This is a genomic window from Salegentibacter salinarum, from assembly GCF_900168115.1.
GTDB classification, from domain to species: domain Bacteria; phylum Bacteroidota; class Bacteroidia; order Flavobacteriales; family Flavobacteriaceae; genus Salegentibacter; species Salegentibacter salinarum.
This window is the reverse complement of record NZ_FUZC01000001.1, coordinates 214,970-239,571: the sequence shown is the minus strand read 5'-3', so window position 1 is coordinate 239,571 and position 24,602 is coordinate 214,970. Positions and strand designations below refer to the sequence as shown.

The window sequence follows — 24,602 nt, the reverse complement described above, 5'->3', positions numbered from 1 at the left end:
AGGCTGATTGGTTTTGCAATCAGCCTTTTAATTTCAATTTTGTCCTGAACAAATATTTATGAAAAAGATCTTCTTCATTACTGCTATGCTTTCAGGAGCTCTATTGACTTTTCAAGGGAGTTTTGCCCAGGAAGAGGAAGTTGTGCTTGAAGAAGTAAATCAGGACGACCTTGGTAACGTCACCGATGAATTCCAGGAGCAATTTTTCGAAGCCCTGAAACAAAAGGGCATAGAAAATTACGAAAAAGCCTTAACGGCTTTAGAAGCATGCCAAAAACTGGAACCTGAAAATCCCGTGGTGTATTTTGAAATGGCACGGAATTATAATGAATTGGAGAATTATGAAGAAGCAATTGCCAACCTGGAAAAAGCCCGGGAACTGGCACCTGAGCGAGAAGATGTTCTTAATGAACTTTATAAAAGTTATACCCGGGCCAAGCAATATGATTCAGCAATAAAATCCCTGGTGAAACTGCAGGAATTCGACGAGGATTATAAAGAAAAGCTAGCTAATATTTATCTGCTCAATCAACAGTATGATGAGGCGCTGCAAACAATAGATGAGCTAGATCAAAAAGAAGGCCCCAGCACTTACCGAAATAAATTACGCAGGCAAATTTTTGCCCGTACCGGTGATACCGCCGCACAAATTGAAAACCTTAAGGAAGGGATTAGCAATAACCCCGAAAATGAGCAAAATTATCTAAACCTTATTTATATCTATAGCGATCAGGGGGAGAATGAAGAAGCTTATAATACTGCTCAAGAATTACTGGCTGCAAACCCCGGTTCTACTTTGGTTCATTTGGCTCTTTATAAATTTCACCTGGAACGGGAAGAACCTGAAGATGCTGTAAATTCAATGAAAATTGTTTTTGAAAGCGAAGAAATAGATCCCGAATCTAAATTTAAAGTGTTAAACGATTTTCTGCTTTTTGTGGATAATAATCCGGAATATGAAGAAGATCTCATGCAGGTGAGCAAAATGCTTAGCGAACGTGAAAACGCCCCAAAACTCTATGGTCAATTAGGTCAATATTATTTGAATCGAGGGCAAATAGAAGAAGCGCTTAATTTTTTTGAAGCGGGTTTAGCAGAAAGTACCGAAGACTTTCAGTTAGTTAAGAATACTATTTTATTGCAAATAGAGTTAGAAAAGTATAAAGAGGCCCGGGATTTGAGTAAAGAGATGATGGAGGTTTTTCCCGCGCAGCCTGTTTTATTTTTATTACAGGGAATTGCTTTAAATCAGCTAGAAGAATATCGTGAAGCAATAGAAATACTTACTTTTGGCCTGGATTATTTAATAGATAACCCAAAGATGGAAGTAGACTTTTATACCCAATTGAGCAGGGCACATGGGGAACTGGGTGAAAAAGAAAAATCGGCTGAATTTTCAAGTAAAGCCGAAGCATTAATTAAAGAAACTGAATAGATGTATAGAAAGATTTTAGGATTAGTATTGTTAAGCCTTTTTGTTGTATCCTGCGGAAGCCGGAAAGGAGTAAAGGGAATCGCTACTAAAAATGCCGAAGCTGCAAATATTATTGAAAGTCATTATAATTCTGAAACCGATTTTAAAACACTTTCCGGGAAATTACGAACGGTTTATCAAAGCGAAGATCGCACCCAATCTGTAAATTTAAGCTTTAGAATGGAAAAAGATAAAGCAATTTGGATGAGTGCTTCGGTTTTAGGATTTCCGGTAGCAAAAGCATATATCACACCTTCCCGGGTAAGCTATTACGAGAAAGTGAGCCAAACCTATTTTGATGGCGATTTCCGGTTATTAAGTAATTTATTGGGTACACCTTTAGACTTTCAGAAACTTCAGAATTTATTGATAGGCCAGGCAATTTACGATCTTAGAGAAGAAGAATTTGAATTTTCTCAAACCGCAAAAGGTTTTCAATTTATGCCTTCTGAAGAAGGGTTGATAAAAAAAATGTTTCTTTTAGATCCTAAAAACTTCAAAACCTCTGCCCAGCAACTGGCACAAACCCAGGAAAATAAAAGTGTAACGGTAACTTATTCAGATTACCAGCAAGTAGAAGGAAAGATTTTTCCAGAAGAAATTAATATTATTGCCAATGAAGCCGGAAGCAGCACCAGGATAGAACTCACCTACCGCTCGCTGGAATTTGATGGGGGAGAATTGAGTTTTCCGTTTGATATTCCGGCAGGATATGAAGAAATCAGTTTATAATGAAATTTAAAAAATTTTCTGAAATCTTATTTTGCCTCGTAGTTCTTCTGCTTTCTGCAGGAAATCTGTCAGCTCAAACTACCCGGGAAGCACTTGAAAAAAAACGGATAGAGCTTAGGAACGAAATAACACGTATTAACGAGTTAAGAAGCAGTAATAAGCAAAAAGAACGTTCGGTTTTAAGTCAGGTAGAAGACCTGGACCAGCAGATAAGGAGCACAGAAAATTTAATAAAAGTAACCAACCAGCAAGCGAATCTTCTCACCAATCAAATTAGTGCAAATACCAATAAAATTTCCCGGCTTAGGGATGAATTGGAGCAGCTTAAGGAAGATTATGCCCGTATGATTGAGAAATCTTACAAAAGTAAATCTACCCAAAGTAGGATTATGTTTTTGCTTTCTTCAGAAAACTTTTTGCAAGCCTATAAACGCCTGCAATATATGAAGCAGTACACAAACTACAGAAAACAACAGGGAGACGAAATACAGGCGCGGACAGAAGAATTACAACAGCTCAATGCCGATTTAGCCGATCAAAAGGAAACCAAGGATGCCCTTATTGCCGAAAACAGGCAAACCCGTGCCCAATTAGAAAAGAATAAAAAGGCACAGCAGGATTTGATGCAGAATATTAGGAGCAAAGAAGGGGAATTCGCTGCGCAGATTAGGCAAAAACAACAGGAAATTAATAAAATAGACGCGCAAATTGAGAAAATGATTCGGGAGTCTATTGCGAAATCCAACGAAGAAAGCGGCTCGGCGGAAAGGGATGTTTACGAATTAACTCCGGCAGCAAAAGCCCTCGCAGCCGATTTTGTAAAAAACAAAGGCCGTTTACCCTGGCCGGTACGGTCTGGGGTTGTTACTTCGCGCTTTGGAAGACAACCTCACCCGGTTGTAAAAACCATTAGTATCAATAATAACGGGGTAAATATTGATACCGATCCCGGAGGAAAAGCCCGCGCTGTTTTTAATGGTACCGTTAGTGAAGTTCAGGTGTTGAAAGGAGCTAATAAAGCGGTTATGGTGAGGCATGGAGATTATATTACCATTTACGATAACCTTGAAAAAGTTTATGTAAAAAGAGGTGATGTGGTAAATACCGGGCAGGAACTTGGTGCTGTGGCTACCAGCCGGACTTCCGGAAAAACTACTTTACACTTCCTGATTTACAAAAACATGCAAAAGATGGATCCGGCAGATTGGATCCTGGAAATGTAGTTTTCTTACGCAACCTTTTGGTAATTCCTGCATCTTAATAGGAGAAGCTGATTCTTAAAAATTATGAGAAAAATTTTACTCCTTTTAAGTTTTATTGTTTTTATTGGTTGCGTTAAGCATAACGTGGGAGTGGTTGGCAGTAAGAGAATGCTTATATCTGGAAATATTCTAAATGCTGAAAATACCCCTATAGAAAATATTAGTTTAATCGCATCTGGCTCAGAATACGACAGACTATGGGCAAGGCCGGCCCAAATGCTAGGAGAAACTTCTACAAATGCTTCAGGGAAATTTTCTTTTGTAAGCTTAGACACCCATAATAGTTTTTATGGGGTAAGTGTAAACCATTCAAATCACCAGGACTACAGGGAGGAATTTAGCACTATTCATTTTTTAGATTCTATTGGCTCGAGAGGGAATTCTTTTGAATTGACAAATATACAATTGCCAAAAGTTCAGCAATTTCAGGTTAAGCTTAATAATACTTCGGCCAGAAACGATACTTTGTTTTTTGAATTTTCTTATTCTTCTACTGAGATATATAGAAAACTTCACGAAGATTCGTTTGATAATCCCCTCCGGTTTCAGGGGGAGAGTGAATATTGGAATAGAATATTGCCGGGAGAAGATGAAATGACAATTTCAGCTAAAACTATAGAAAACAGCGATCTTCTATTTTATTATAAATTTAGTGCTGAAACGGATTACGATACAATAAATGTTGAAATAACTCCCGAAAATCCTGTGTATGAGTTCAGCTATTAAGGTCTTCCTAATCGCAATCTTTTTTCCGCTGTTACTTACTGCGCAAGATACTCTTTCGGAACCTCACAGACATCAATATGTAGCAACAGATCCTGAAACCGTATTTTTTGTCGGAGAATTTTTTAGAGGCTATAATGTAAATAATTCAAGTTGGGAAAACTATTCCCAATCAGGTTTTGGTTTGGATTTTAACTGGTTTGTGTTTCCATTTTTGACAATTGGAGGTCAATATAATTTTATGGGCGGAAATCTTAAAGAAGAAAATATAAACAATACCGGGAGTATAAATAGAATTAACTCCCATTATTTTGGCCTTCATTTGGGTTATTATCACGCTTTTAATAAAGAATGGAATTTACACAGCCTTGCAGGTTTTGGAAGGGTACAAAATGGAAGTAGAGCTCCGGATTCTCGTTTTACCGAAGATGGAAACAGTTTAATGTTGCGAAGCGAATTAGGATATCGGTTTGATAAAACCGCCGCGATTTTCATTAAAGCCACATTGCGCTGGGACAGAATGGATGTAGATACTCCGCGTGTTCTGGATGATTATTTTAACAAACACAGCTTATTACTGGTTGGTTTTGGAGTAAGGCTTCATTTACAGAATCCGAACGGCTAATCCTGAAACAAAGCTTTAAGTTCTGTGGCTTCGTTTGGCTTCATTTTGCCAGCTAGTACAAGGCTAAGCTGCTTTCTTCTTAAGGCGGCGTCATAACGTTGTTTTTCGAGTTCTGTTTCGGGTTCTAAAGGTGGGACGCCAACAGGAGCACCGGTTTCATCTACAGCTACAAAAGTATAAATAGCTTCGTTTGCTTTAGATCTGTTCCCACTTTCACGATCTTCAACCCAAACGTCGATAAAGATTTCCATAGACGATTTAAAAGCACGGGAAACTGCGGCTTCTACAGTAACTACACTTCCTAGAGGAATTGCTTTATTAAAAGCCACGTGATTTACGGAGGCAGTAACTACAATCCTGCGACTGTGTCTTCTGGCGGCTATGCTGGCAGCGCGGTCCATTCGCGCGAGCAATTCTCCCCCAAATAAATTATTGAGTGGATTGGTTTCACTGGGTAAAACCAGATCGGTTAATGTAGTTCTGGATTCTTCTGGGTGTTTTGCCTGCATTTTGCCAATTTTGGGCAAAAATAAGGTGCTTTGCGCAATTTACCGCTTAAAGAACTATTAAAGTTCCTGTACTAATAACCACGCACCTTCGTTAGAAGATTTTACTTTACGTAGCATATTTATAGCATCCCGTCTTTTTTCGTGGCTGGCATAAACAACCTGGTGAAGCCCATATTTGTTTTCGCCTAGAAGATGTGCTTTAAAGCCTTCTTTTCTAAGTTCTGCGACCTTTGTTTTGGCATTGTCTTCTACACGAAATGCACCTGCTACAATATGATAATTTCCGGTTTGTTTGGCTACGTTGAAAGTAACCGCCGGTAATGGATTATCAATTATAAAAGTGGCCTGCTGAATTTGCTCCTGGAGTTGTTCCTGCGCTTGTTGTTGTTCGGCAATATTATGCTGAGAAACCTGACTGCTGTAAATATTTAATCCTGCGAAGCCCGAAATTCCCAAAGCAATAAGCCCAAGAGCGGCATATTTAAGATAAGAAGGAGATTTTCTTCTTTCCGGAGTGAAATGTATTGGAGCTTTTTCTTCCAGTTCTTCAACCTGCTTTTTGTAAACTTCCCGACTTATCGCAGAAGCTTTCACATTTTCCAGCCCAAAAGAATCGGTTAAGTAATTTACCTTTTCAACAGGTTCAAATTGAAGTTTTTCTTCGGCATAATAAAAACGGCCAATATTTTCCAGTTCCACCTTACCCTCTTCCTTAAAAGAATTTTCCAGTTTACCCACAAATTCAGTAATTTTATTAACCGCTGTGGAATAAGACACATTTTGCGTGGCAGCAATATAGTTGGCTAAAAGTCCATCGTTCTTCTTTAACTGCGAATTAAAGGAAACTACCTTTTTAGGCGGATGTAAAACCTCACTTTCTTTGTCAATATAAGCCGGCTCCTTTTGGGAAAGGAAAGCCCCAAAGCCGGGTAGTATTACGCATTCGTAACGATAAAGTAAATCCTGGATGTAGTTAGCTATCTTCATTGCCGCAAAAATAAGGTGTTATTTTAATCCTCCTAAAGTTACCCAAAGAAATTTTATTAACAAACCTTTTTTTCTGTAATTTTAATAAAAATCGAAATATGTCTGCGGAAGAGTTACAGTATGTTCTGACCTTGCAACACATTCCAAACCTGGGAGATACATTTGCTAAAAAATTGATAAGGCATATTGGACCGGCAAAAAATGTATTACAGCAAAAGAAGCAAACTTTACTTAAAATTGACGGAATTCCCGAAAATTAACGCAAGACGGAATCATATTTTGCGAAAAATTCAGGGAGGAATTGAGTCCGTTAAACCCGGTGATCGATTCGGGTAGTGCGTATTGCGTATGGAGTGGATATTACAGCTCAAAAAGCTGCTATTGCTAATAATTGGCAAACAATTGGTTGCTTGGCTCATGCCTTTGATCAATTTTTATCCTAAAGTGCATCATAAATATGTAACTTCAATTGAAGAAAAGGGAGGCTTCTTTACAGATTTCTGGAGTAGTGATACTTTTGACAGGAATAATTTTTTAAAGCGAAACCGAATAATCGCAGGTGTAAGCGAAGCAACTGTAGTAATTGAAAGTGCCGAAAAAGGCGATTCTTTAGTCACAGCTATTTTGCGAATTCTTACAACAGGGAAGTTTTTGCCGTACCTGGAAGACCTTCAGATAAATTAAAGGCTGTAGTAATTTAATAAAATCTCAAAAAGCACATTTACTGAATTATTCGGCAGATTTAGTCTATCTTTTAAACTAGCAACCGGAGGAAGAGGCAAAACCCGTACAAAAAAACTATTTATAGACCTTGATGAGGAAGAAAAATAATGTATTCACATATTTGCAAAAAGAAGGGAAAACCCAGTTAGACTGTATTGCGCTAAACTGTAGCTTTCCCTCTTATAAAACTGCGGGTATTTTAATTATTATGGAATTAAAAGGCGTGGTACGCCCATTACCCGGTAAGTTATTTTAACTTATTCAGTAACCTACTTTTGTTCTTACTCTATTTATAACATCATTAGCTACATTTCGTGCTTTCTCGGCACCAACCTCCAGGGCTTTATCTAATTCAGCCAGGTTATTCATATAATATTCATACTTCTTTCTTGGCTCTTCAAACTGTTCTAACAGCACTTCATATAAAGCCTGTTTTGCGTGCCCGTAGCCAAATCCACCAGCTTCATAATTCTTCCGCATTTCGGTAATTTGTGCTTCAGAAGCTACTAATTTGTATAATGCAAAAACATTGCAGGTATCAGGATTTTTAGGTTCTTCTAAAGGTGTGCTGTCGGTGGCGATTGCCATAATTTGTTTCCGAAGTTTTTTATCGCTTACAAAAAGATTTATCGTGTTGCCTTTTGATTTACTCATTTTAGCTCCATCAGTGCCCGGAACGTACATCGTGTTTTCCTGAACTTTCGCTTCAGGAATTACAAAAGTTTCGCCCATTTTTGAATGAAAACGAGAAGCCACATCTCGCGTAATTTCCAAATGCTGAAGCTGGTCTTTTCCTACCGGTACAATTTCGGCATCATAAAGTAGAATATCTGCGGCCATTAGCATTGGGTAGGTAAAAAGTCCAGCGTTTACATCTTCTAATCTATCAGATTTATCTTTAAAAGAATGTGCCAGGGTTAAGCGCTGAAAAGGAAAAAAGCAACTTAAATACCAGGAAAGTTCTGCAGTTTGCGGAATATCACTCTGGCGGTAAAAAACCGTTTTTTCAATATCAATTCCACAAGCCAGCCAGGTTGCGGCCACAGAGTAAGTATTATTTCTTAAAGTTTCGGCATCTTTTATTTGGGTTAGTGAATGCATATCGGCAATAAAAATAAAAGAATCGTTATCGGGTTTATTGGCCATTTCTATAGCCGGTAAAATTGCTCCCAATAAATTCCCCAGGTGGGGAGTTCCTGTGCTTTGTACTCCTGTAAGAATTCTGGACATCTGCTTTTTCTGTTTTCTGCAAAGGTACTTTTTTTACGGAATTCCCTCGGTTCAATTTAGTACTTTTGGTTCCTATGAGCATTCTACGCACAATACTTACTTTTTTATGGAGAATCTGGTTTTATATTCTTCTGGTATTACCAATTTTAGTAATGTTCCCCGTGCTTGTAGTATTCTCTTCTTCTGAAAGGCTTTACCCAAAATATTATGTTTGCGCCCGTATTTGGGCAAAATGTATTTTATACGGAATGGGTTTTTATCCTGAAATTACCAGGTTGGAAGAGCTTGACCCAAAGAAAAATTATATGCTGGTGGCCAACCACACTTCTATGATAGATATTATGATGATGCTGGTTATTATTAAGCAGCCATTTATTTTTGTAGGGAAAAGGGAGCTGGCAAAAATTCCGATTTTTGGATTTTTTTACCGAAAAACAAATATCACCGTAGATAGAAATTGCGCTAAAAGCAAACAGGATGTAGTGACCGAAGCCCAAAGAAGACTAGAGATGGGAATGAGTATTTGCATTTTTCCTGAAGGCGGAGTGCCCGAGGATAGATCGCTGGTATTAGACACTTTTAAAGATGGAGCATTTAGATTGGCGATTGCGCATCATATTCCTATTGTGCCGATTACTTTTTACGATAATAAAAAGCGGTTTTCTTATAAATTCATATCGGGATCACCAGGAAAACTCAGGGTAAAAATCCACGAATTTATTAATACCAAAGGAATGCAACCCGCAGATAGAAGAGATTTACGAAATGAAAGTTGGCAGGTGATTTATAAAGAGCTGACTAAAGATTTAGAGAATGAAAATCCTTCAAAATAAAACTTCTGAAGGATTCCACTCGGTACATAGGTGTTAAAAACTAAAACTTATTCCGGAATAGATGCCAAAATAAAAAGGACGCACGCCGGGAGCATCGTCAAAAGTATCAAGCTGATATTTAAAGATGGGCTCTAAATTCAACTTAAAACTATCGGTTAATTTGTAATCTAATCCCACGCCCACGTTGGTGCTAAAACTTACTTTATTAATGTTATTAGCCTCACCAATCCTGGTATTTTGGTTATTGGTATTTACCTGTATGCTGTTTTCGTCTAAAAACAAGCTGCTTCCCCCCGCAATTAGGTTAAGGCCAATTTTGCTATCCAGCAAGCTGTATTCTATTTCTAATGGAATTTCAATAAAACCAAACTGCTGATTGATCTCACCCGGTAATGCCATATTATTGACAGAAGAAAAATTAGTGTTATTGCCACTATCACTATGGCCCGGTAGACCGCTTGGTGCAGCATTATCTAGTTGCACATTATTACCACCAGATTCATAATTTATAGAACTAATGGTACTTGGATTTAAGGAGGCAGAAAACACGATATCTTCTACATTATAGCTCATCGCAACTTTAGAAATTCCACTTCGTATCTTTATTTTTTCTGAAATTGCATAGGCTAAATTCATCCCGTAGGCTATACTTACCTGTGAGCTAGTTTTATTACTGGAAAATTGCCGGTCTATAGCATTTCCGCTGCCTATATTGTCATAAAAAACAGGAGCCGCAAAAGTGCTTAACCTAAGTTTCTTTTTGGAAGCCTCAGCAATAAGTTCTTCTTCCTTATCAAGATTTTTTTCTTTTTCAATTTGGGCTAATTGTTCTGCTACTTCCAGACTGTCTTTAAGGGAAATCCCTTCTTCTTTTTCATTATTTTCTTTACTGTTTTCGGCGATTGCTTCAGGCAGCTGTTCGTTTTTTGAATTTGGATTGATGAAATCCTGGTTTTGATTTTTATCTTCTTCGGAATCTTGATGATCTTCTCCTGTCATAGCTGAATTTTGCTCATTTAATTTTGCTTCAGTACTTTCTGAATTTTGTTTTTCAGCTGAATTATCAGAAGTTTTTGTGTATTCTCTATTCGAGTTTTCTGAAGCTATAGCCGAATTGTTATTTGCTGATGAGGTGTTGGCACCTTCAGAAGTTGAATAAGTTGCTTCATTTATATTTCTCAGGATTTCTGAAGCATTTACAAACTGTTCGTTTTTATTGATTTCGGGTAAATTTATTTGGGGTTTTGCAGTTTCTTCTACTTCAAAAACTAATTCGGTATTGGTAAAATTATTTTGACTAAAAAAATAACCGCCAAGCATTAAAGCAAAAACCGCTGCCACACCGCCAACTTTAAACCATAACGGAATTATAAAAGGCTTTTTCTTATCTTTCTCCTGCAGTTTGCCGGCAATATTATCCCATAACTCAGGTCGCGGTTCGGGGGCAAAATCCCTGAACTTTTCCTGGTAGAGCCGGTCTATGTTCTTTCTTTCTTTCATAGTGATTGCACCTTATTATCGTTGAGGTGGTTTTCTATTTTTTCTTTCAAAATATTCCTGGCGCGGGCCAGATTAGATTTTGAACTTCCAACACTTATGTTTAGCATATCAGCAATTTCTTTGTGAGAAAAACCGTCTAACGCATAGAGGTTAAAAATTTGTCGGTAACGTTCAGGTAATTCCTGAATGCTTTCTAATAGAAAATCGGTAGTAATTTCATCGTCATCAATTTCCACAACCGGATCTTCCAGTTGGTTTTCATTAATGATTTCAAAATATTTTTCTTTTCGGTGCTTTTGTAGGGTGGTATTGATCACAATTCGTTTCATCCAACCTTCAAAAGATCCTTTATCTTCATATTGATCTATTTTATTGAATATGGTCATGAAACCATCCTGCAGGTTGTCTTCGGCCTGCTGGTAGTTATTAGAATATTTAAGGCACAGGCCAAAAAGTTTACCGGAGTACATACGGTAAAGCTTTTCCTGTGCCCTAATATCCTGTTTTTTACACTGAAGTATGAGTTTTTCTAAACTCACTCACTTAGATTGTTATTCGTTAGTATTCTCTTCTGGGGTTTCTGGCTCAGGTTCTCCTACCGGAACATCAATAATTAAAAATTCCCCATCTTCGTTTTCGTCAACTCCTGTAAGGAATTTAAACTGGTAGTTATTATAATCTTCACTACTAATGTTTAAATCCCGAATGGTTCTAGTTTCGCTTAACTCTCCTTCTTCAGTACATTCGGTTAGGTTTGCATCATAAGATGTTAGCGCGGCAACTTCAATAACGAAGGTAGAGTCATTTTCTTCATCTTCATATTGATCAAAATCAAACGTAACGAATTGGTTACACGCATTGGATAGCTCGTAAGTTACTTCAAAATCATAGCTTTCGCCAATTTCAAAAAATTCGGGTAAATCTGCTTCGGTAATTTCTGCAAAATCATAATTTACATTCGGGCCGTCATCATCCGTATCACAACTATAGATACTTACGGCTAAAATCATTAATAAGGCAATTCTTTTCATTTTAAAGTATTTATTTTAGGGTTATCTATTTCATAGATGCAGCATGAATGAAAAGGTTGCGTCCGGAATCAAAAAAATCCCTCTTTTTAAGGGATTTTTAAGATTTGGTTATGATTTGCTTTTAAAACACCAATAGGCTTAAGTGACCTTCATAGCTGATACTAAGCTTCTTTAGCGACTTTTATAGCATTTTTAATTTTTTCTTCAAGCTCTTCCATTAAATCAGGATTGTCTTTGAGTAAGATTTTTACCGCATCACGACCCTGACCTAATTTTGTGTCTTCGTAACTAAACCATGAACCGCTTTTTTTTACGATCTCATAATCTACCCCAATATCTATAATCTCACCAATTTTAGAGATTCCTTCGCCATACATAATGTCAAATTCAGCCATTTTAAATGGTGGAGCTACTTTGTTTTTCACAACTTTCACCCGGGTTTTATTACCCATAACATTGCTGTTGCTGTCTTTTATTTGCGTAGAACGTCTAATGTCTAAACGAACCGAGGCATAAAATTTAAGGGCGTTACCACCGGTAGTAGTTTCTGGATTTCCAAACATTACTCCAATCTTTTCCCTAAGCTGGTTAATAAAGATTACAGTACAATTGGTTTTGCTAATAGAAGAAGTAAGCTTTCTAAGAGCCTGAGACATTAAACGGGCGTGTAACCCCATTTTAGAATCTCCCATTTCTCCTTCAATCTCACTTTTAGGAGTAAGCGCTGCCACCGAATCTATCACGATAATATCTATAGCACCAGAGCGAATTAAATTATCGGTAATCTCCAAAGCCTGCTCCCCGTTATCGGGTTGTGAAATTATAAGGTTTTCTATATCTACGCCTAAGTTTTGAGCATAAGTACGGTCAAAAGCGTGTTCAGCATCTATAAATGCGGCAATTCCTCCTTTTTGTTGCGCTTCAGCTATCGCATGTAAAGTTAAAGTTGTTTTTCCTGAAGATTCCGGTCCATAAATCTCTATAACCCGTCCTCTTGGATATCCGCCTACACCCATAGCCAGGTCTAAGCCTAAAGAACCCGTAGATATTGCATCTACATCGGCTACGGCCTGGTCACTCATCTTCATTACGGTACCCTTTCCGTAGGTTTTATCCATTTTATCCAGGGTAAGCTTTAAGGCCTTTAATTTTGCTTCTTTTTCTTTGTCGTTGCTCATAATTTGAATAATCTATTTAGAGAGTTGCTAAATTACTATAAGTTTTCCTGCATCACAATTTTATATGTGTAGCTTTTGTATATTTACTTTCTAACCTGAGGTTTAAAGCATATTTGAGTTTAGGATTAAATGTTCTAAATCTCGATTATCGAGTAAGAATTTAAAATTAACCCTGCCTATGAGATTTTTGAAAAAAAGTCTGATTATGCCCGGTGGTTTTAGTACTTCAGCAGTTATTTTGCTGAATGTAAGTTGCCGGGTTGATGGTGGCTAGAATTTAAAAATCTAATTTTATGAAACAAAGTAAAAAAGATTACAAACCGAATTAGCCACACAAAAAATGCCCTGGGAATTCACTTTTCAGGGCATTTTTTCTTCCTTGAAATTTAACCGTATCTTTGCAAAAAAATTTCTTTAACCTTAACGTTAGTATAGCATGCAACTGTACAATAAATTAAGTGCTAAAGAGAGGGAAGCACTTATAGACGAAGCGGGAGAAGACCGTTTAACGCTCTCTTTTTATGCCTACGCCAAAATTGGCAATCCACACTTATTTAGAAATCATCTTTTTATCGCCTGGGACCAAATGGATGTGCTTGGCCGCATTTATGTTGCTCACGAAGGGATTAATGCCCAACTCTCGGTGCCGGCAAAGCGCTTCGATGAATTTAAAAAGTTTATAGATAATATTTATTTCCTTGAAGGCGTTAGGCTGAATATCGCCATAGAACACGATGCTAAAGCCTTTTTAAAGCTGAAGGTGAAAGTGCGAAAAAAAATTGTTGCCGACGGACTTAACGACAGTACTTTTGATGTTACCAATAAAGGGGTTCACGTTGATGCGGTAAAGTTCAATGAACTTATTAACGATCCTAAAACGGTGTTGGTAGATATGCGTAACCACTACGAAAGTGAAATTGGTCATTTTCAGGGTGCGATTACTCCAGATGTAGATACTTTTAGGGATTCTTTACCAATTATTGAAGAAAATCTTAAAGATTATAAGGAAGATAAAAACCTTGTAATGTATTGTACCGGCGGTATTCGTTGTGAAAAGGCCAGCGCATATTATAAACATAAAGGTTTTAAAAATGTGTATCAGCTGGAAGGTGGTATTATTGAATATGCCCGTCAGGTTGAAAAACAAAAACTGGAAAATAAATTTATAGGAAAGAATTTTGTTTTTGATCATCGTCGTGCCGAACAGATTTCAGAAGAAGTGATTGCGCATTGCCACCAATGTGGAAAACCTTGCGATAAGCACGTGAATTGTGCGAATGAAGCCTGCCATTTGCTTTTTATTCAGTGTGAAGGGTGTGCTGAAAAAATGGATAATTGTTGTTCTACTGCCTGCCAGGAAATTGCCGCTTTACCTTACGAAGATCAAAAGGCCTTGCGAAAAGGAAAGGGCAACAGCAATAGGATATTCAAAAAAGGACGTTCGGAGGTTTTGAAATATAAAAGTTAACAAAGCGTTCTAAAAAGGGAGTGCCAATTAATATTGGTATATTTACTCGATAATCGAGATTTAATTGTTCTGAGGCTTGCCTCTGTTCTAATTAATAAATTTTTGTATCATAACGCTCGGTATTACGCCGAGGTTCTTGATTAGAAACTCAATATAAACCCAAAAGTCTGCAAAGCAATTTGCAAGACTTACAACATATAAATATTTATGGCTTGTAGCAGTTGCTCAACCAAAGACGGTCAGCCAAAAGGATGCAAAAACAACGGGACCTGTGGAACAGATTCCTGTAATAAACTTTCTGTATTCGATTGGCTTGCAAATATGTCTATGCCTAATGGCATAGAACCTTTCAATTACGTAGAAGTTCGTTTTAAAAACGGAAGAAAACACTTTTTTAAAAATGTAGAAAACCTAAGCCTTAGTATGGGCGATGCAGTGGCTGTAGAAGCTTCTCCCGGCCACGATGTTGGTATGGTAAGCTTAACCGGCGAGCTGGTTAGGGTACAAATGAAAAAGAAAAAAGTTAAACCCGATAGCGAGGAAGTACTTAAAATTTACAGAAAAGCCACCCAAAAAGATCTTGATGTTTGGGAAGAAGTGCGCAGTAGGGAAGAAGCGATAAAGAAAAGAGCCCGGGAGATCGCAATTCGACTTAATCTTAGTATGAAGATCAGTGATATTGAATTTCAGGGGGATGCTTCAAAAGCTACGTTTTACTATACGGCAGATGATCGCGTAGATTTCCGACAGTTAATTAAAGAATTTGCGAGGGAATTTAATACTCGAATTGAAATGCGGCAAATTGGTTTGCGCCAGGAAGCAGCCCGCCTTGGCGGAATTGGCTCTTGTGGTCGTGAACTTTGTTGTTCTACCTGGCTTACAGATTTTAGATCGGTAAGTACTTCGGCGGCGAGATATCAGCAATTATCCTTAAATCCGCAGAAATTAGCAGGACAATGTGGGAAGTTGAAATGTTGCCTTAATTACGAACTTGATTCTTATCTTGAAGCTTTAAAGACCTTTCCAAGAACCGATACCAAACTTTTTACCAAAAAAGGAACGGCCGTTTGTCAAAAAATAGACATTTTTAAAGGTGTGCTTTGGTATGCCTATGAAGGCGAATGGATGAACTGGCATCAATTAACTGCAGAACAGGCGAATAAAATTATTGCGTCTAATCGTAAGAAAGAAGATGTTGGCAGCCTTGAGGATTTTGAAGTACAACTTCAGTTAGAAGAAAAAAGTGATTTCAATAATGTGGTGGGGCAGGATAGCTTAACGCGTTTTGATAAACCCAAAGGTCAGCAGAAAAAAAACAAGTCAAAAAAACGGAGAAAACGTAAAGGTAAACCTTCGAATAATGCGTAAAGCTGCAGTATTTTTAACTTTTATTGGTGTTTTTGCCTTATTGGCTTCCTGTGATAAAAAGCGGGTTTATGATGAATATAAACCCATACACGGGGGTTGGGAAAAAGATTCTACTTTAGTTTTTAATTTGGGAGAACTTGATTCTTTGCAAAATTATAACCTGTTTATAAACGTTAGGAATAATAAAGATTATAATTACAGAAACCTGTTTTTAATTACCGAAATGCGGTTTCCGCAGGGAAAAGTGGTAACCGATACCCTTGAATATGAAATGGCAGCGCCAGATGGAAGCTGGCTTGGTACGGGTTTTGGTGATGTAAAAGAAAGTAAACTCTGGTATAAAGAAAATGTGAGTTTTACTGAACCCGGTGAATATAAAATTGCCATAATACAGGCAATGCGTAAAAACGACGAGGTGGAAGGAATAGAAAATTTAGAAGGAATTACCCATATAGGTTTTAGAATAGAAGAAAACCTGCAATAATTTTTGAATAAATGGCCGCAACAAAAAAGAAGCATCAAAAACCCAAAACCGGCAAAAGATCGTATATAGTTGGTTTTTGGACAATTTTTGGTATTGGTTTATTAGCTGTAGTTTTAATTTTCTTACTGGCAGGCTGGGGCGCGTTTGGTAAGATGCCCGATTTTGAGGAACTGGAAAATCCTGAAACCAATCTCGCTACAGAAATTTTCTCATCCGACGGGGAGACTTTGGGGAAATATTACAGTGAAAACCGTACTCCCATAAAATATGAAGATCTTCCAGACCATCTCATTGAAGCCCTTGTAGCTACTGAAGACGAGCGTTTTTATAAACACGCTGGCATAGATCCCAAAGGGACCCTAAGAGCTGCTTTTTACCTTGGAACCCGTGGGGGAGCCAGTACTATAACTCAACAACTTTCTAAACTTTTGTTTACCGAGCAGGTCTCAAACAATCCTTTTGCCCGGATTTTACAAAAAGTGAAGGAATGGAATATTGCTACCCAGCTTGAAAGACAATACACAAAAGAAGAAATTATTACCATGTATTTTAATAAATACGATTTTGTGTATCAGGCTGTGGGAATTCGTTCGGCTTCAAAAATTTATTTTGGAAAGGAAGCCAAAAACCTTAATATAGAAGAATCTGCAGTGTTGGTGGCGATGCTGAAAAATGCCGCTTTATATAACCCGGTGCGTAGACCCGATTTGGTTAAACAACGCCGTAACCAGGTTTTTGTTCAAATGAATAAAAACGGGTATCTCTCTGAACAGGAAAAAGATTCCCTTCAAAAATTACCGCTAAACCTTGATTTCTCTCCAGAAGGTCACGACGAAGGAATGGCAACCTATTTCCGTGTTTACCTGCAAGGATTTATGAAAGATTGGATTGAAAAGAATCCAAAGCCTGATGGAAGTGAATACAGTCTATACCGCGACGGATTAAAAATTTATACCAGCATAGATTCTAAAATGCAACAGTATGCCGAAACTGCGGTAGAAAAACATATTTCACACCTTCAAAAGGAATTTGACAGGCAAAATAAAAATAACAAAACTGCTCCTTTTCGGGATATTGACGAGAGCCAGGTAAATGGTATTGTTAGAAGTGCTATGAAACGTACAGACAGGTGGAAAGGGATGGAAAAACAGGGGAAATCTGAAGAAGAAATTTTAGCTTCTTTTGATGAAGAAACCAATATGCGTGTTTTTTCCTGGGAGGGAATAAAGGACACCATTATGTCTCCAAAGGATTCGATTTTTTATTATAAAGGATTCTTACAGGCAGGTCTTATGTCTATGACGCCTCAAACCGGGGAAGTAAGAGCCTGGGTGGGAGGAACCAATTTTAAACATTTTAAATACGATCACGTAAAACAGGGAAAACGCCAGGTGGGTTCCACTTTTAAGCCCTTTGTTTATGCTACAGCAATAGATCAGTTAAAGCTTTCTCCTTGCGATGTAATGCCTAAAAACAGGTTCACTATTGAAGCCGGCAAATATGGAAATATTAAAGATTGGACTCCTTCGAATGCAAACGGGGAATATGAGGGGATGATAAGTTTGAAAAACGCCCTTGCCCAATCTATAAATACCGTAACTGCGAGATTAATTGATAAAACAGGACCGGGACCGGTTTTAGACTTAGTTAAGAAATTAGGGGTAGATACTGAAAATTTTTCTGATGGTCCTGCAATTGCTTTGGGAACCGAAGATATGAGCCTTTTTGAAATGGTTTCGGCTTACAGCACTTTTGTAAATGAAGGGGTATATGTCAAACCGGTAATTGTAAACAGAATAGAAGATAAGAATGGAACCGTTCTTTATCAACACGTGCCACAAACACGAGATGTTCTGAATAAAGAAGCGGCTTACGTAACGGTAAATATTTTAGAAGGTGTAACCCAGTATGGTTCCGGGGTTCGCTTACGCGGAACTTACGCTAAAGAATTTGATCATTACAAACGCGGGGTAACCGGGTATCCTTACGATTTTAAAAATCCTATTGCCGGTAAAACCGGAACCACACAAAATCAAAGTGATGGTTGGTTTATGGGTATGGTGCCTAATCTCGTAACCGGTGTTTGGGTGGGTGCTGAAGATCGCGCGGTTCATTTTCCAAATTTAACTTATGGGCAGGGTGCCACTATGGCCTTACCTATTTGGGGAATGTATATGAAAGATCTTTATGCCGATGAAGCATTGGATATTTCCCAGGATGCTTTTCCTAAACCTGATAATCTCTCTATTGAAATAAATTGCGACGAGTATAATCAGGAAAGTGATTCTGAAAACAATAGTGTTCCAGATGAACTTGATTTTTAAGATTTAGCAAAAATTCTTCCTTATTTTTCAGAAAAATATAATATACAACGCAAAAAGCGTTGTAGCAGCATTTTTATTTTCGTATTTTTCGGTAAAATTAAATACCGATGATTAGAAAAACTGTAGCAAATGTTGAGGATGCTTTGCAGGGCGTAGAAAATGGTATGACGTTTATGCTAGGTGGTTTTGGCCTTAGCGGGATTCCCGAAAATGCCATTTCAGAACTGGTGCGTCTTAATGTAAAGAACCTTACTTGTATTTCGAATAACGCAGGGGTAGACGACTTTGGCCTTGGGCTTTTACTTCAAAAGAAACAAATAGATAAAATGGTTTCCTCTTACGTAGGTGAGAACGACGAGTTTGAACGCCAAATGCTTAGCGAAGAGTTGGACGTAGAACTTATTCCGCAGGGAACTTTAGCAGCGCGTTGCCAAGCGGCCCAACAGGGTTTCCCTGCAATATATACTCCTGCCGGTTACGGAACGGAGGTTTCTCAATTCAAAGAAACCCGCGAATTTGACGGAAAAATGTATGTTTTAGAAAAAGCTTTTAAAGCCGATTTCGCTTTTGTGAAAGCCTGGAAAGGCGATAAAGCCGGAAATCTTATTTTTAAAGGAACTGCCCGTAATTTTAATCCGTTAATGTGTGGTGCAGCGAAAGTTACTGTTGTTGAGGTTGAAGAACTGGTAGAACCGGGAGAATTAGACCCTAATCAAATTCATATTCCCGGGATTTTTGTGCAACGAATTTTTGAAGGAAAGAATTACGAGAAGCGTATAGAAAAAAGAACGGTTAGAAAGAAGTAATTTGAAGATATAGATTTCCGCCTTCGCGGATATGACAAAAGACAAGTTTATGTTAGACAAAGATGGAATAGCAAAACGCATCGCAGAAGAGGTAAAAGACGGGTATTATGTGAATCTGGGAATTGGCATTCCTACCCTTGTAGCCAATTTTGTGCGAAACGATATAGAAGTAGAATTTCAGAGTGAAAATGGAATCCTGGGAATGGGACCGTTTCCTTTTGAGGGCGAAGAAGACGCCGATCTTATTAATGCGGGAAAACAAACCATAACCGCACTTCCCGGGGCGAGTTTCTTTGATTCAGCAATGAGTTTTGGGATGATTCGGGGACAACACGTAGACCTTACCATTCTGGGTGCGATGGAAGTTGCCGAAAACGGCGATATCGCCAACTGGAAAATTCCGGGGAAAATGGTAAAGGGTATGGGTGGCGCAATGGATTTGGTTGCGAGTGCCGAAAATATTATTGTAGCGATGATGCATACTAATAAAGCCGGAGATTCTAAACTGCTTAAAAAATGCTCTCTGCCTTTAACCGGTGTAGCTTGTGTAACTAAAATAGTTACCAATCTTGCAGTTATAGAAGTTACTAAAGATGGTTTTAAACTTTTAGAAAGAGCTCCCGGCGTAAGCGTAGAAGAAATTAAAAAAGCTACAGAAGGGAAATTGCTCGTAGAAGGTAATATTCCTGAGATGAAATTATAAAAAAAATCTGGCAGTATTTTTAAAATTACTGCCGGATTTTTTATGTCTTTATCTTTTCTACGTCAAGGAAGTAGATTCAGCTTCAAGATTTACTAAGAAATCAATAGCTTCTTTCTGAGAAATTATTTTTCCGCGGGTATTGGCCTGGGAAAAATAATCATACCAACCTACTTTCTTTAAGTTTGCTTCTAATGTTTCAACATTATCTAAAGAGGGCATTTTCCAAACCGTAAAATAGCGATACTGGCTTCGGTAATTGGTATGTTCATCATTTAAAGCCCAACCAAGGTTTTCTACCCCGTTTTCCTTTAAACCGGTAATTCTATCCTGCATATTGGTCATTAGCTCGCGCCTCTCTTCTTTAGAGAGGTCTATCCATTTCCCGGTTACATTCCACATTTCAATATACAAATACATAACTATTGTTTTTATTGGTTATATTTTAAAGTTAGTAATAAAATGATAGTTAAATCTTTAGGGAAGGTTAAAATACCTTATTGCTGATAAAACCCATATTTTTAAAATGTTCTTTAAACGCTAACAACTTCAGAAGATTCTAATAATTTTTCCTGGCGAAGTTTTAAAATAACCTGCGCAATAGCCAGTACATCTTTTTCACAGTAACTTACAATTCTACCTAGGTCCCTATCTTTGTAAAATACATTTCTCACATCGCTTCCCGAAATATCATTTTTTGGCGATGGGATTTTTAAAACATTGTTAAGTATTTTAAGCGAAGTAAAATGTTTATAATCGCCAAATTTCCATAATTCCAGCGTGTCTAAGTGAGGAATTTCCCAGGGCTTTTTTCCGAATAAATTGAGTTTAAAAGGTAGCGCCAGATCGTGAATTAGCATCCTACGGGCTATAAACAGGAAATCGAATTCCTTACCGTTATGTGCACAGAGTAGGTGAAGAGGTTTTGAGAAATGTTCTTGTAATAAATTGGCAAATTCTTGTAACAGGATTTTTTCTTCATCCTTAAACATGGTTAATCTAAAAGTTCTTTCCCCATTTTTAAAACTGAAAAAGCCAACTGAAATACATACAATTTCAGCAAATTCTGCCAAATCCCGGTCCGGTCATAGAATTCTTCTGCAGTAAATTCATCTTTTCGCTGATATTGTGTTTTCTCTTCCCGGTGCAATTTTTTATCTTCAGAAAGCTGTTGATAATTTTCAAATTCGGGCACCGTTTCATATCGAGAAAGGAATATTCTCGAGCTTAATTGTTTGCAGCATCGTTTAACATTTTATAAGTCTCATCAATATACTTATAGAAATCTGGAGCGTGTTCTTCGTCTTCGTCTTTTTTAATAAGGTTTTCCCCCAATCTTACAATAACCAAGTCATCTTCCGGGATCACAATTACATACTGCCCGCGAATGCCCCGCATATAAAAAATATCTTTTTCTTTATAATCACTCAACCAGAATCCGTAACCATATTGCGGACTATCATGAAAACGGGGTTCGGTAGATCTGGCTACAAACTCTGAATCCAGAAGCTGTTGGCCATTCCATTTTCCTTTATCTTTGTATAGTTTCCCGAACCTTGCAAAATCACGAGCGTTGGACGCAATACAACAGTAAGCTTTCTCCATTCCGCTTTCTTCGCTGTCTAATTGCCAAAAAGCATCTTCTTGCATTCCCAGTGGTTTCCAGAAACTTTTGCTTAAATATTCTGAAAGATTTTCCCCCGTGGCTTCTTCTATGACCATACCTAAAAGAATAGTGTTTCCGCTAAGGTATTTAAAGCTTTCTCCGGGGGTATCGGTAACCTGGAGTCGAAGAATCAATTCTCTTATATTCTCGTCGAAATAAGCTCTCGCAGTCATCCCAAACGGATTATAATAGTTCTCGTTCCAGTTTAAACCTGAAGCCATAGAGACCAAATCCCCAACTTTTAATTCTTCTTTAAACTGAGGAAAAAAGTCTGAAACCGGTTGATCTAAACTTGTAATATAACCATCCTGAATAGCCTTCCCTAAAAGTGCTGAAACAATACTTTTAGCCATAGAGAACGAATTGGTCTTAGAATCCGGGCCATATTCCTGGTAATATTCTTCAAACCAAATACTATCGTTTTTAATGATTAAAAAGGCTGCAGTTTCCAGTTCTTCGTTTAATTCAGCAAGATCATCAGTCGGAGTTACAGTGTTGTAATTTGAATGTTCTGGCCACATATCAGCTTCAGTTCCTGCTTCAATAAGTCGGTTTTCAAAGTGAGGATAATCGTCTATAAAGGCTGTTTTCTCGCCCTGAAAATAAGTGGCCTGCATTCCACGGAAAATATATCCGAAATCGAAAATAATAAGAATAATAACAGCGATTAGAAGTACAAAAATTACGGTTCCGGAAATTTTTAAAAATCTAATCATACAGCTGAAAGTTTAGAACATTGAGAGTTGCGAAGTATTATTTTCGTGATTTAAAAGCCATTGTTTTCTATGTAAGCCACCGGCGTAACCAGTTAAAGATCCGTTACTGCCAATTACACGATGACAGGGAATTACCACCCAAAGCGGATTTTTCCCGTTTGCTGAAGCAACTGCCCGAATCGCTTTTTCATCCCCTAATTTCCTGGAAAGTTCCAGGTAACTACAGGTTTTTCCAAACGGAATTTCACTTAAGGCTTTCCAGATTTTCTGCTGAAAATGAGTGCCCTTAGGGTTTAGCTTTAAATTGAATTCCTCTAAATTTCCTTTAAAATAATCGTCTAATTGTTCTGCAGCCGACTGAAGAAAATCGGGGATTTCTTTAGAAGAAGGTATTTCTTCATCCAAAATCTGAATAGCCGAAATCCCGGCTTCGTCGCCACTAATTTTGGCTGTCCCGAGGGGTGTTTTCAGAAATATCTGGTTTTGGTGACTCCTCGTTGTCCTCATTATCTTTTCTTTGAATTAACCCAAGGCGTTTTGCGCGTTTTTCCCAGTTTTGACGGGCCAGCATCTGCATATCTTCGATACTGTCGCTCTCGTCCATAATTTCAAGTCCCAGCAAGGTTTCTATTATGTCTTCCATAGTTACTAAACCTACGGTATTTCCGTATTCGTCTACAATCATGGAAATATGCCCTCTTTTTTTAACAAAATTCTCAAAAAGCTCTGGAATTGGTGTGTCTTCAGAACTCATAAAAATTTCCCTTTTTAGCTTGCTTAGCGGTTCGGGGCCTTTGTCGTCTATCATTTCCTCCAAAACATCATCTTTCAAAATAAAACCGGTAACATTATTTGTTTTATTCTTATAAACGGGAATTCGGGAGAATTTAAGGTTTTTATGGGTTCGGTGAAATTCTTCAATACTGGTATCTTCATCTTCAATAATGGCTACAGAATAAGGCGTCATTACATCTTTTGCTTTAACTGATCTAAATACGAGAAGGTTCTTTATAACCGTGGTTTCACTTTCATCAAAAACGCCTTCTTCTTCGGCAGCATCTGTAATTGCAGCGAATTCTTCCCTGTTCATAGAAGAAACGTGGGCAGATTTTCCTATTAATTTGGTAGTAAGCATCATAAGCCAAAGTATACCGGTATACTTCAGTGGGAAAATCATTATTTTAAGGGTTTTTGCAGTAAAATTCCCCAGGGCCTGCCAGTACGTGGCGCCTATGGTCTTTGGAATAATTTCGGAAAGAACCAAAATAGCCAGCGTCATAATCGCCGAAACAATTCCCACAGCATTCCCGCCATCTCCGTAAATTTTTTCGGCTTGTACACCTACTAAAATAGCTCCAACTGTATGCGCAATGGTATTTACGGTTAAAATGGCTATTAGCGGTTTGTCTATATCCTGTTTAAAGTTTGCAAGTGTTGTGGCGTATGCTTTCCCCTCCTTGTTTTTTATTTTGATGTAGGAAGGAGTTACACTCAATAAAGCTGCTTCCAAAATAGAACACATAAAAGAAAAGAAAATGGAAAGAGTAGCGTATAAAATGAGTAATCCCATATTGGTTTTTAGTTGTTTGAAATACTAATTTAAAGATAATTCTAACAATCCGTCGCAAAGAAATGGTAAAACCTAAAAAAATAACCCCACCCGATTAGGGATGGGGCAGTAAAACAGAATTTAAGAGGTTTAAGCAGAAATTTTTCCGCTAATTATCCGGTTCCATTTCTGGGCCACAATCAGCCTTTCTGAAGCATTATTGTTAGCGTTATCATCTTCATCGTAGAAAATAATTTCGGTAAGTTTTTTATTGTTTTTGTTTTCAGATAGATCCAGGCTTATCCTTTTTATAAGCTCTGGTTTATCGGGAAAAGGGTGTGAACTCACTTTAGCATTTTTTATATAACAGAGGTCCAGCACCTTGTGTTGCATATTGTTGGTAGGCTCTATTACCAATAACTTTCTAGCCTTACTGTCTAATCCCAAAAGTAAAGTGGCCGAAATTTCTACCGTATCGGTATTTAAATTGTTTTTTAAACTTAATTCTTTAAGGTTTTTAAGCCTGTTTTTTTCTTTTGTGTTTTGTTGCCAGATTAGGAATAAAATTGGCAGAACAAACACAGCTAAAAGCCCAAGGCCTATTAGCGTAGATGCAGTATCCATTTTTTTAATTATTTAGATGAAATTATAGTTGTTGGCTTTTTCTAAAAGCTTTGTAAGTATGAAAAAACTTATGGTTCTTCAATAGGAACA

26 protein-coding genes and 1 pseudogene are annotated in these 24,602 nt (G+C 37.7%); 14 read left to right on the top strand and 13 right to left on the bottom strand.

What is annotated here, in order from left to right; all coding sequences use genetic code 11:
- The first annotated feature begins 58 nt into the window (after nucleotides 1–58).
- From B5X53_RS01135 to B5X53_RS01115, 5 genes are all read left to right on the top strand, one after another.
- On the top strand, nucleotides 59–1,435 hold the full coding sequence (locus B5X53_RS01135; RefSeq protein WP_079711385.1) for a tetratricopeptide repeat protein: 1,377 nt from the start codon (nucleotides 59–61) through the stop codon (nucleotides 1,433–1,435).
- Nucleotides 1,436–2,206, top strand: coding sequence for a lipoprotein insertase outer membrane protein LolB1 (locus B5X53_RS01130; protein WP_079711384.1), 771 nt, complete (start codon nucleotides 1,436–1,438; stop codon nucleotides 2,204–2,206). It abuts the gene before it with no gap.
- Complete coding sequence (locus tag B5X53_RS01125) at nucleotides 2,206–3,429, top strand: murein hydrolase activator EnvC family protein (RefSeq protein WP_079711383.1); 1,224 nt, start codon at nucleotides 2,206–2,208, stop codon at nucleotides 3,427–3,429. The genes B5X53_RS01130 and B5X53_RS01125 overlap by 1 nt, the downstream gene beginning before the upstream one ends.
- A 63-nt stretch (nucleotides 3,430–3,492) precedes the next feature.
- A complete protein-coding gene (locus B5X53_RS01120; RefSeq protein WP_079711381.1) occupies nucleotides 3,493–4,194 on the top strand; it encodes a hypothetical protein in 702 nt (233 codons plus the stop codon).
- Nucleotides 4,178–4,816, top strand: coding sequence for an autotransporter domain-containing protein (locus B5X53_RS01115; protein ID WP_079711380.1), 639 nt, complete (start codon nucleotides 4,178–4,180; stop codon nucleotides 4,814–4,816). Before B5X53_RS01120 ends, B5X53_RS01115 begins: the two co-directional genes overlap by 17 nt.
- Here B5X53_RS01115 and B5X53_RS01110 read toward each other — a convergent pair.
- Together B5X53_RS01110 and B5X53_RS01105 are read right to left on the bottom strand one after the other, a co-directional pair.
- A complete protein-coding gene (locus tag B5X53_RS01110; protein WP_079711379.1) occupies nucleotides 4,813–5,325 on the bottom strand; it encodes an acyl-CoA thioesterase in 513 nt (170 codons plus the stop codon). The genes B5X53_RS01115 and B5X53_RS01110 overlap by 4 nt on opposite strands.
- Before the next feature lie 57 nt (nucleotides 5,326–5,382).
- Nucleotides 5,383–6,312 (bottom strand): HU domain-containing protein, encoded by a 930-nt coding sequence (locus B5X53_RS01105; RefSeq protein WP_079711378.1) that lies wholly within the window; start codon nucleotides 6,310–6,312, stop codon nucleotides 5,383–5,385.
- 98 nt (nucleotides 6,313–6,410) lie between these two features.
- Between B5X53_RS01105 and B5X53_RS19720 the strand changes: the two genes are divergently transcribed.
- On the top strand, nucleotides 6,411–6,572 hold the full coding sequence (locus B5X53_RS19720; protein WP_449415965.1) for a hypothetical protein: 162 nt from the start codon (nucleotides 6,411–6,413) through the stop codon (nucleotides 6,570–6,572).
- 121 nt (nucleotides 6,573–6,693) lie between these two features.
- Entirely contained in the window at nucleotides 6,694–6,996 is a 303-nt protein-coding gene (locus B5X53_RS19715; RefSeq protein WP_449415966.1) for a DNA-processing protein DprA, read from the top strand.
- 300 nt (nucleotides 6,997–7,296) lie between these two features.
- On the opposite strand, the gene trpS is transcribed toward B5X53_RS19715, so the two are convergent.
- On the bottom strand, nucleotides 7,297–8,265 hold the full coding sequence (gene trpS, locus B5X53_RS01095) for a tryptophan--tRNA ligase (RefSeq protein WP_079711377.1): 969 nt from the start codon (nucleotides 8,263–8,265) through the stop codon (nucleotides 7,297–7,299).
- Between the two features lie 74 nt (nucleotides 8,266–8,339).
- Here trpS and B5X53_RS01090 point away from each other — a divergent pair, with 74 nt between their 5' ends.
- Nucleotides 8,340–9,098: a lysophospholipid acyltransferase family protein gene (locus tag B5X53_RS01090; RefSeq protein WP_079711376.1), complete on the top strand. Its 759-nt coding sequence runs from the start codon at nucleotides 8,340–8,342 to the stop codon at nucleotides 9,096–9,098.
- Nucleotides 9,099–9,131: 33 nt separating this feature from the next.
- Here B5X53_RS01090 and B5X53_RS01085 read toward each other — a convergent pair whose 3' ends face one another.
- From B5X53_RS01085 to recA, 4 genes are all read right to left on the bottom strand, one after another.
- A complete protein-coding gene (locus tag B5X53_RS01085) occupies nucleotides 9,132–10,598 on the bottom strand; it encodes a hypothetical protein (RefSeq protein WP_079711375.1) in 1,467 nt (488 codons plus the stop codon).
- On the bottom strand, nucleotides 10,595–11,137 hold the full coding sequence (locus tag B5X53_RS01080; protein WP_079711374.1) for an RNA polymerase sigma factor: 543 nt from the start codon (nucleotides 11,135–11,137) through the stop codon (nucleotides 10,595–10,597). The genes B5X53_RS01085 and B5X53_RS01080 overlap by 4 nt, the downstream gene beginning before the upstream one ends.
- Before the next feature lie 12 nt (nucleotides 11,138–11,149).
- Nucleotides 11,150–11,629 carry a hypothetical protein gene (locus tag B5X53_RS01075; protein WP_079711373.1) on the bottom strand — a complete coding sequence of 160 codons (480 nt, stop codon included), beginning with the start codon at nucleotides 11,627–11,629 and terminating at the stop codon, nucleotides 11,150–11,152.
- A 161-nt stretch (nucleotides 11,630–11,790) separates the two neighbouring features.
- Nucleotides 11,791–12,807, bottom strand: coding sequence for a recombinase RecA (gene recA / locus B5X53_RS01070; protein WP_037318463.1), 1,017 nt, complete (start codon nucleotides 12,805–12,807; stop codon nucleotides 11,791–11,793).
- Between the two features lie 436 nt (nucleotides 12,808–13,243).
- Here recA and trhO point away from each other — a divergent pair, with 436 nt between their 5' ends.
- The 6 genes from trhO (at nucleotide 13,244) to B5X53_RS01040 (ending at nucleotide 19,960) form a co-directional block, all read left to right on the top strand.
- Nucleotides 13,244–14,275 (top strand): oxygen-dependent tRNA uridine(34) hydroxylase TrhO, encoded by a 1,032-nt coding sequence (gene trhO / locus B5X53_RS01065; RefSeq protein WP_079711371.1) that lies wholly within the window; start codon nucleotides 13,244–13,246, stop codon nucleotides 14,273–14,275.
- A gap of 207 nt (nucleotides 14,276–14,482) precedes the next feature.
- A complete protein-coding gene (locus B5X53_RS01060; protein WP_079711370.1) occupies nucleotides 14,483–15,643 on the top strand; it encodes a PSP1 domain-containing protein in 1,161 nt (386 codons plus the stop codon).
- On the top strand, nucleotides 15,636–16,127 hold the full coding sequence (locus B5X53_RS01055; RefSeq protein WP_079711369.1) for a gliding motility lipoprotein GldH: 492 nt from the start codon (nucleotides 15,636–15,638) through the stop codon (nucleotides 16,125–16,127). The genes B5X53_RS01060 and B5X53_RS01055 overlap by 8 nt, the downstream gene beginning before the upstream one ends.
- An 11-nt stretch (nucleotides 16,128–16,138) precedes the next feature.
- On the top strand, nucleotides 16,139–18,451 hold the full coding sequence (locus B5X53_RS01050) for a penicillin-binding protein 1A (protein ID WP_079711368.1): 2,313 nt from the start codon (nucleotides 16,139–16,141) through the stop codon (nucleotides 18,449–18,451).
- Nucleotides 18,452–18,558: 107 nt separating this feature from the next.
- Complete coding sequence (locus tag B5X53_RS01045; RefSeq protein WP_079711366.1) at nucleotides 18,559–19,257, top strand: CoA transferase subunit A; 699 nt, start codon at nucleotides 18,559–18,561, stop codon at nucleotides 19,255–19,257.
- 49 nt (nucleotides 19,258–19,306) lie between these two features.
- On the top strand, nucleotides 19,307–19,960 hold the full coding sequence (locus B5X53_RS01040) for a CoA transferase subunit B (protein WP_079711711.1): 654 nt from the start codon (nucleotides 19,307–19,309) through the stop codon (nucleotides 19,958–19,960).
- Nucleotides 19,961–20,017: 57 nt separating this feature from the next.
- Here B5X53_RS01040 and B5X53_RS01035 read toward each other — a convergent pair whose 3' ends face one another.
- The 6 genes and pseudogenes from B5X53_RS01035 to B5X53_RS01010 all read right to left on the bottom strand — a co-directional run bounded on the left by B5X53_RS01035 (nucleotide 20,018) and on the right by B5X53_RS01010 (nucleotide 24,512).
- Nucleotides 20,018–20,377: a DUF6616 family protein gene (locus tag B5X53_RS01035; protein ID WP_079711365.1), complete on the bottom strand. Its 360-nt coding sequence runs from the start codon at nucleotides 20,375–20,377 to the stop codon at nucleotides 20,018–20,020.
- A 113-nt stretch (nucleotides 20,378–20,490) separates the two neighbouring features.
- Nucleotides 20,491–21,201 (bottom strand): annotated as a pseudogene (locus tag B5X53_RS01030) (ribonuclease H-like domain-containing protein).
- The gene (locus B5X53_RS01025) at nucleotides 21,185–22,339 is read right to left on the bottom strand and encodes a serine hydrolase domain-containing protein (RefSeq protein WP_079711364.1); all 1,155 of its coding nucleotides are present in this window, start codon (nucleotides 22,337–22,339) and stop codon (nucleotides 21,185–21,187) included. The pseudogene B5X53_RS01030 and the gene B5X53_RS01025 overlap by 17 nt, the downstream one beginning before the upstream one ends.
- A 12-nt stretch (nucleotides 22,340–22,351) precedes the next feature.
- Nucleotides 22,352–22,846, bottom strand: coding sequence for a methylated-DNA--[protein]-cysteine S-methyltransferase (locus tag B5X53_RS01020; protein WP_079711363.1), 495 nt, complete (start codon nucleotides 22,844–22,846; stop codon nucleotides 22,352–22,354).
- Nucleotides 22,779–23,909, bottom strand: coding sequence for a CNNM domain-containing protein (locus tag B5X53_RS01015; RefSeq protein ID WP_079711362.1), 1,131 nt, complete (start codon nucleotides 23,907–23,909; stop codon nucleotides 22,779–22,781). The genes B5X53_RS01020 and B5X53_RS01015 overlap by 68 nt, the downstream gene beginning before the upstream one ends.
- Nucleotides 23,910–24,038: 129 nt before the next feature.
- On the bottom strand, nucleotides 24,039–24,512 hold the full coding sequence (locus B5X53_RS01010) for a hypothetical protein (protein ID WP_079711361.1): 474 nt from the start codon (nucleotides 24,510–24,512) through the stop codon (nucleotides 24,039–24,041).
- Nucleotides 24,513–24,602: the final 90 nt, after the last annotated feature.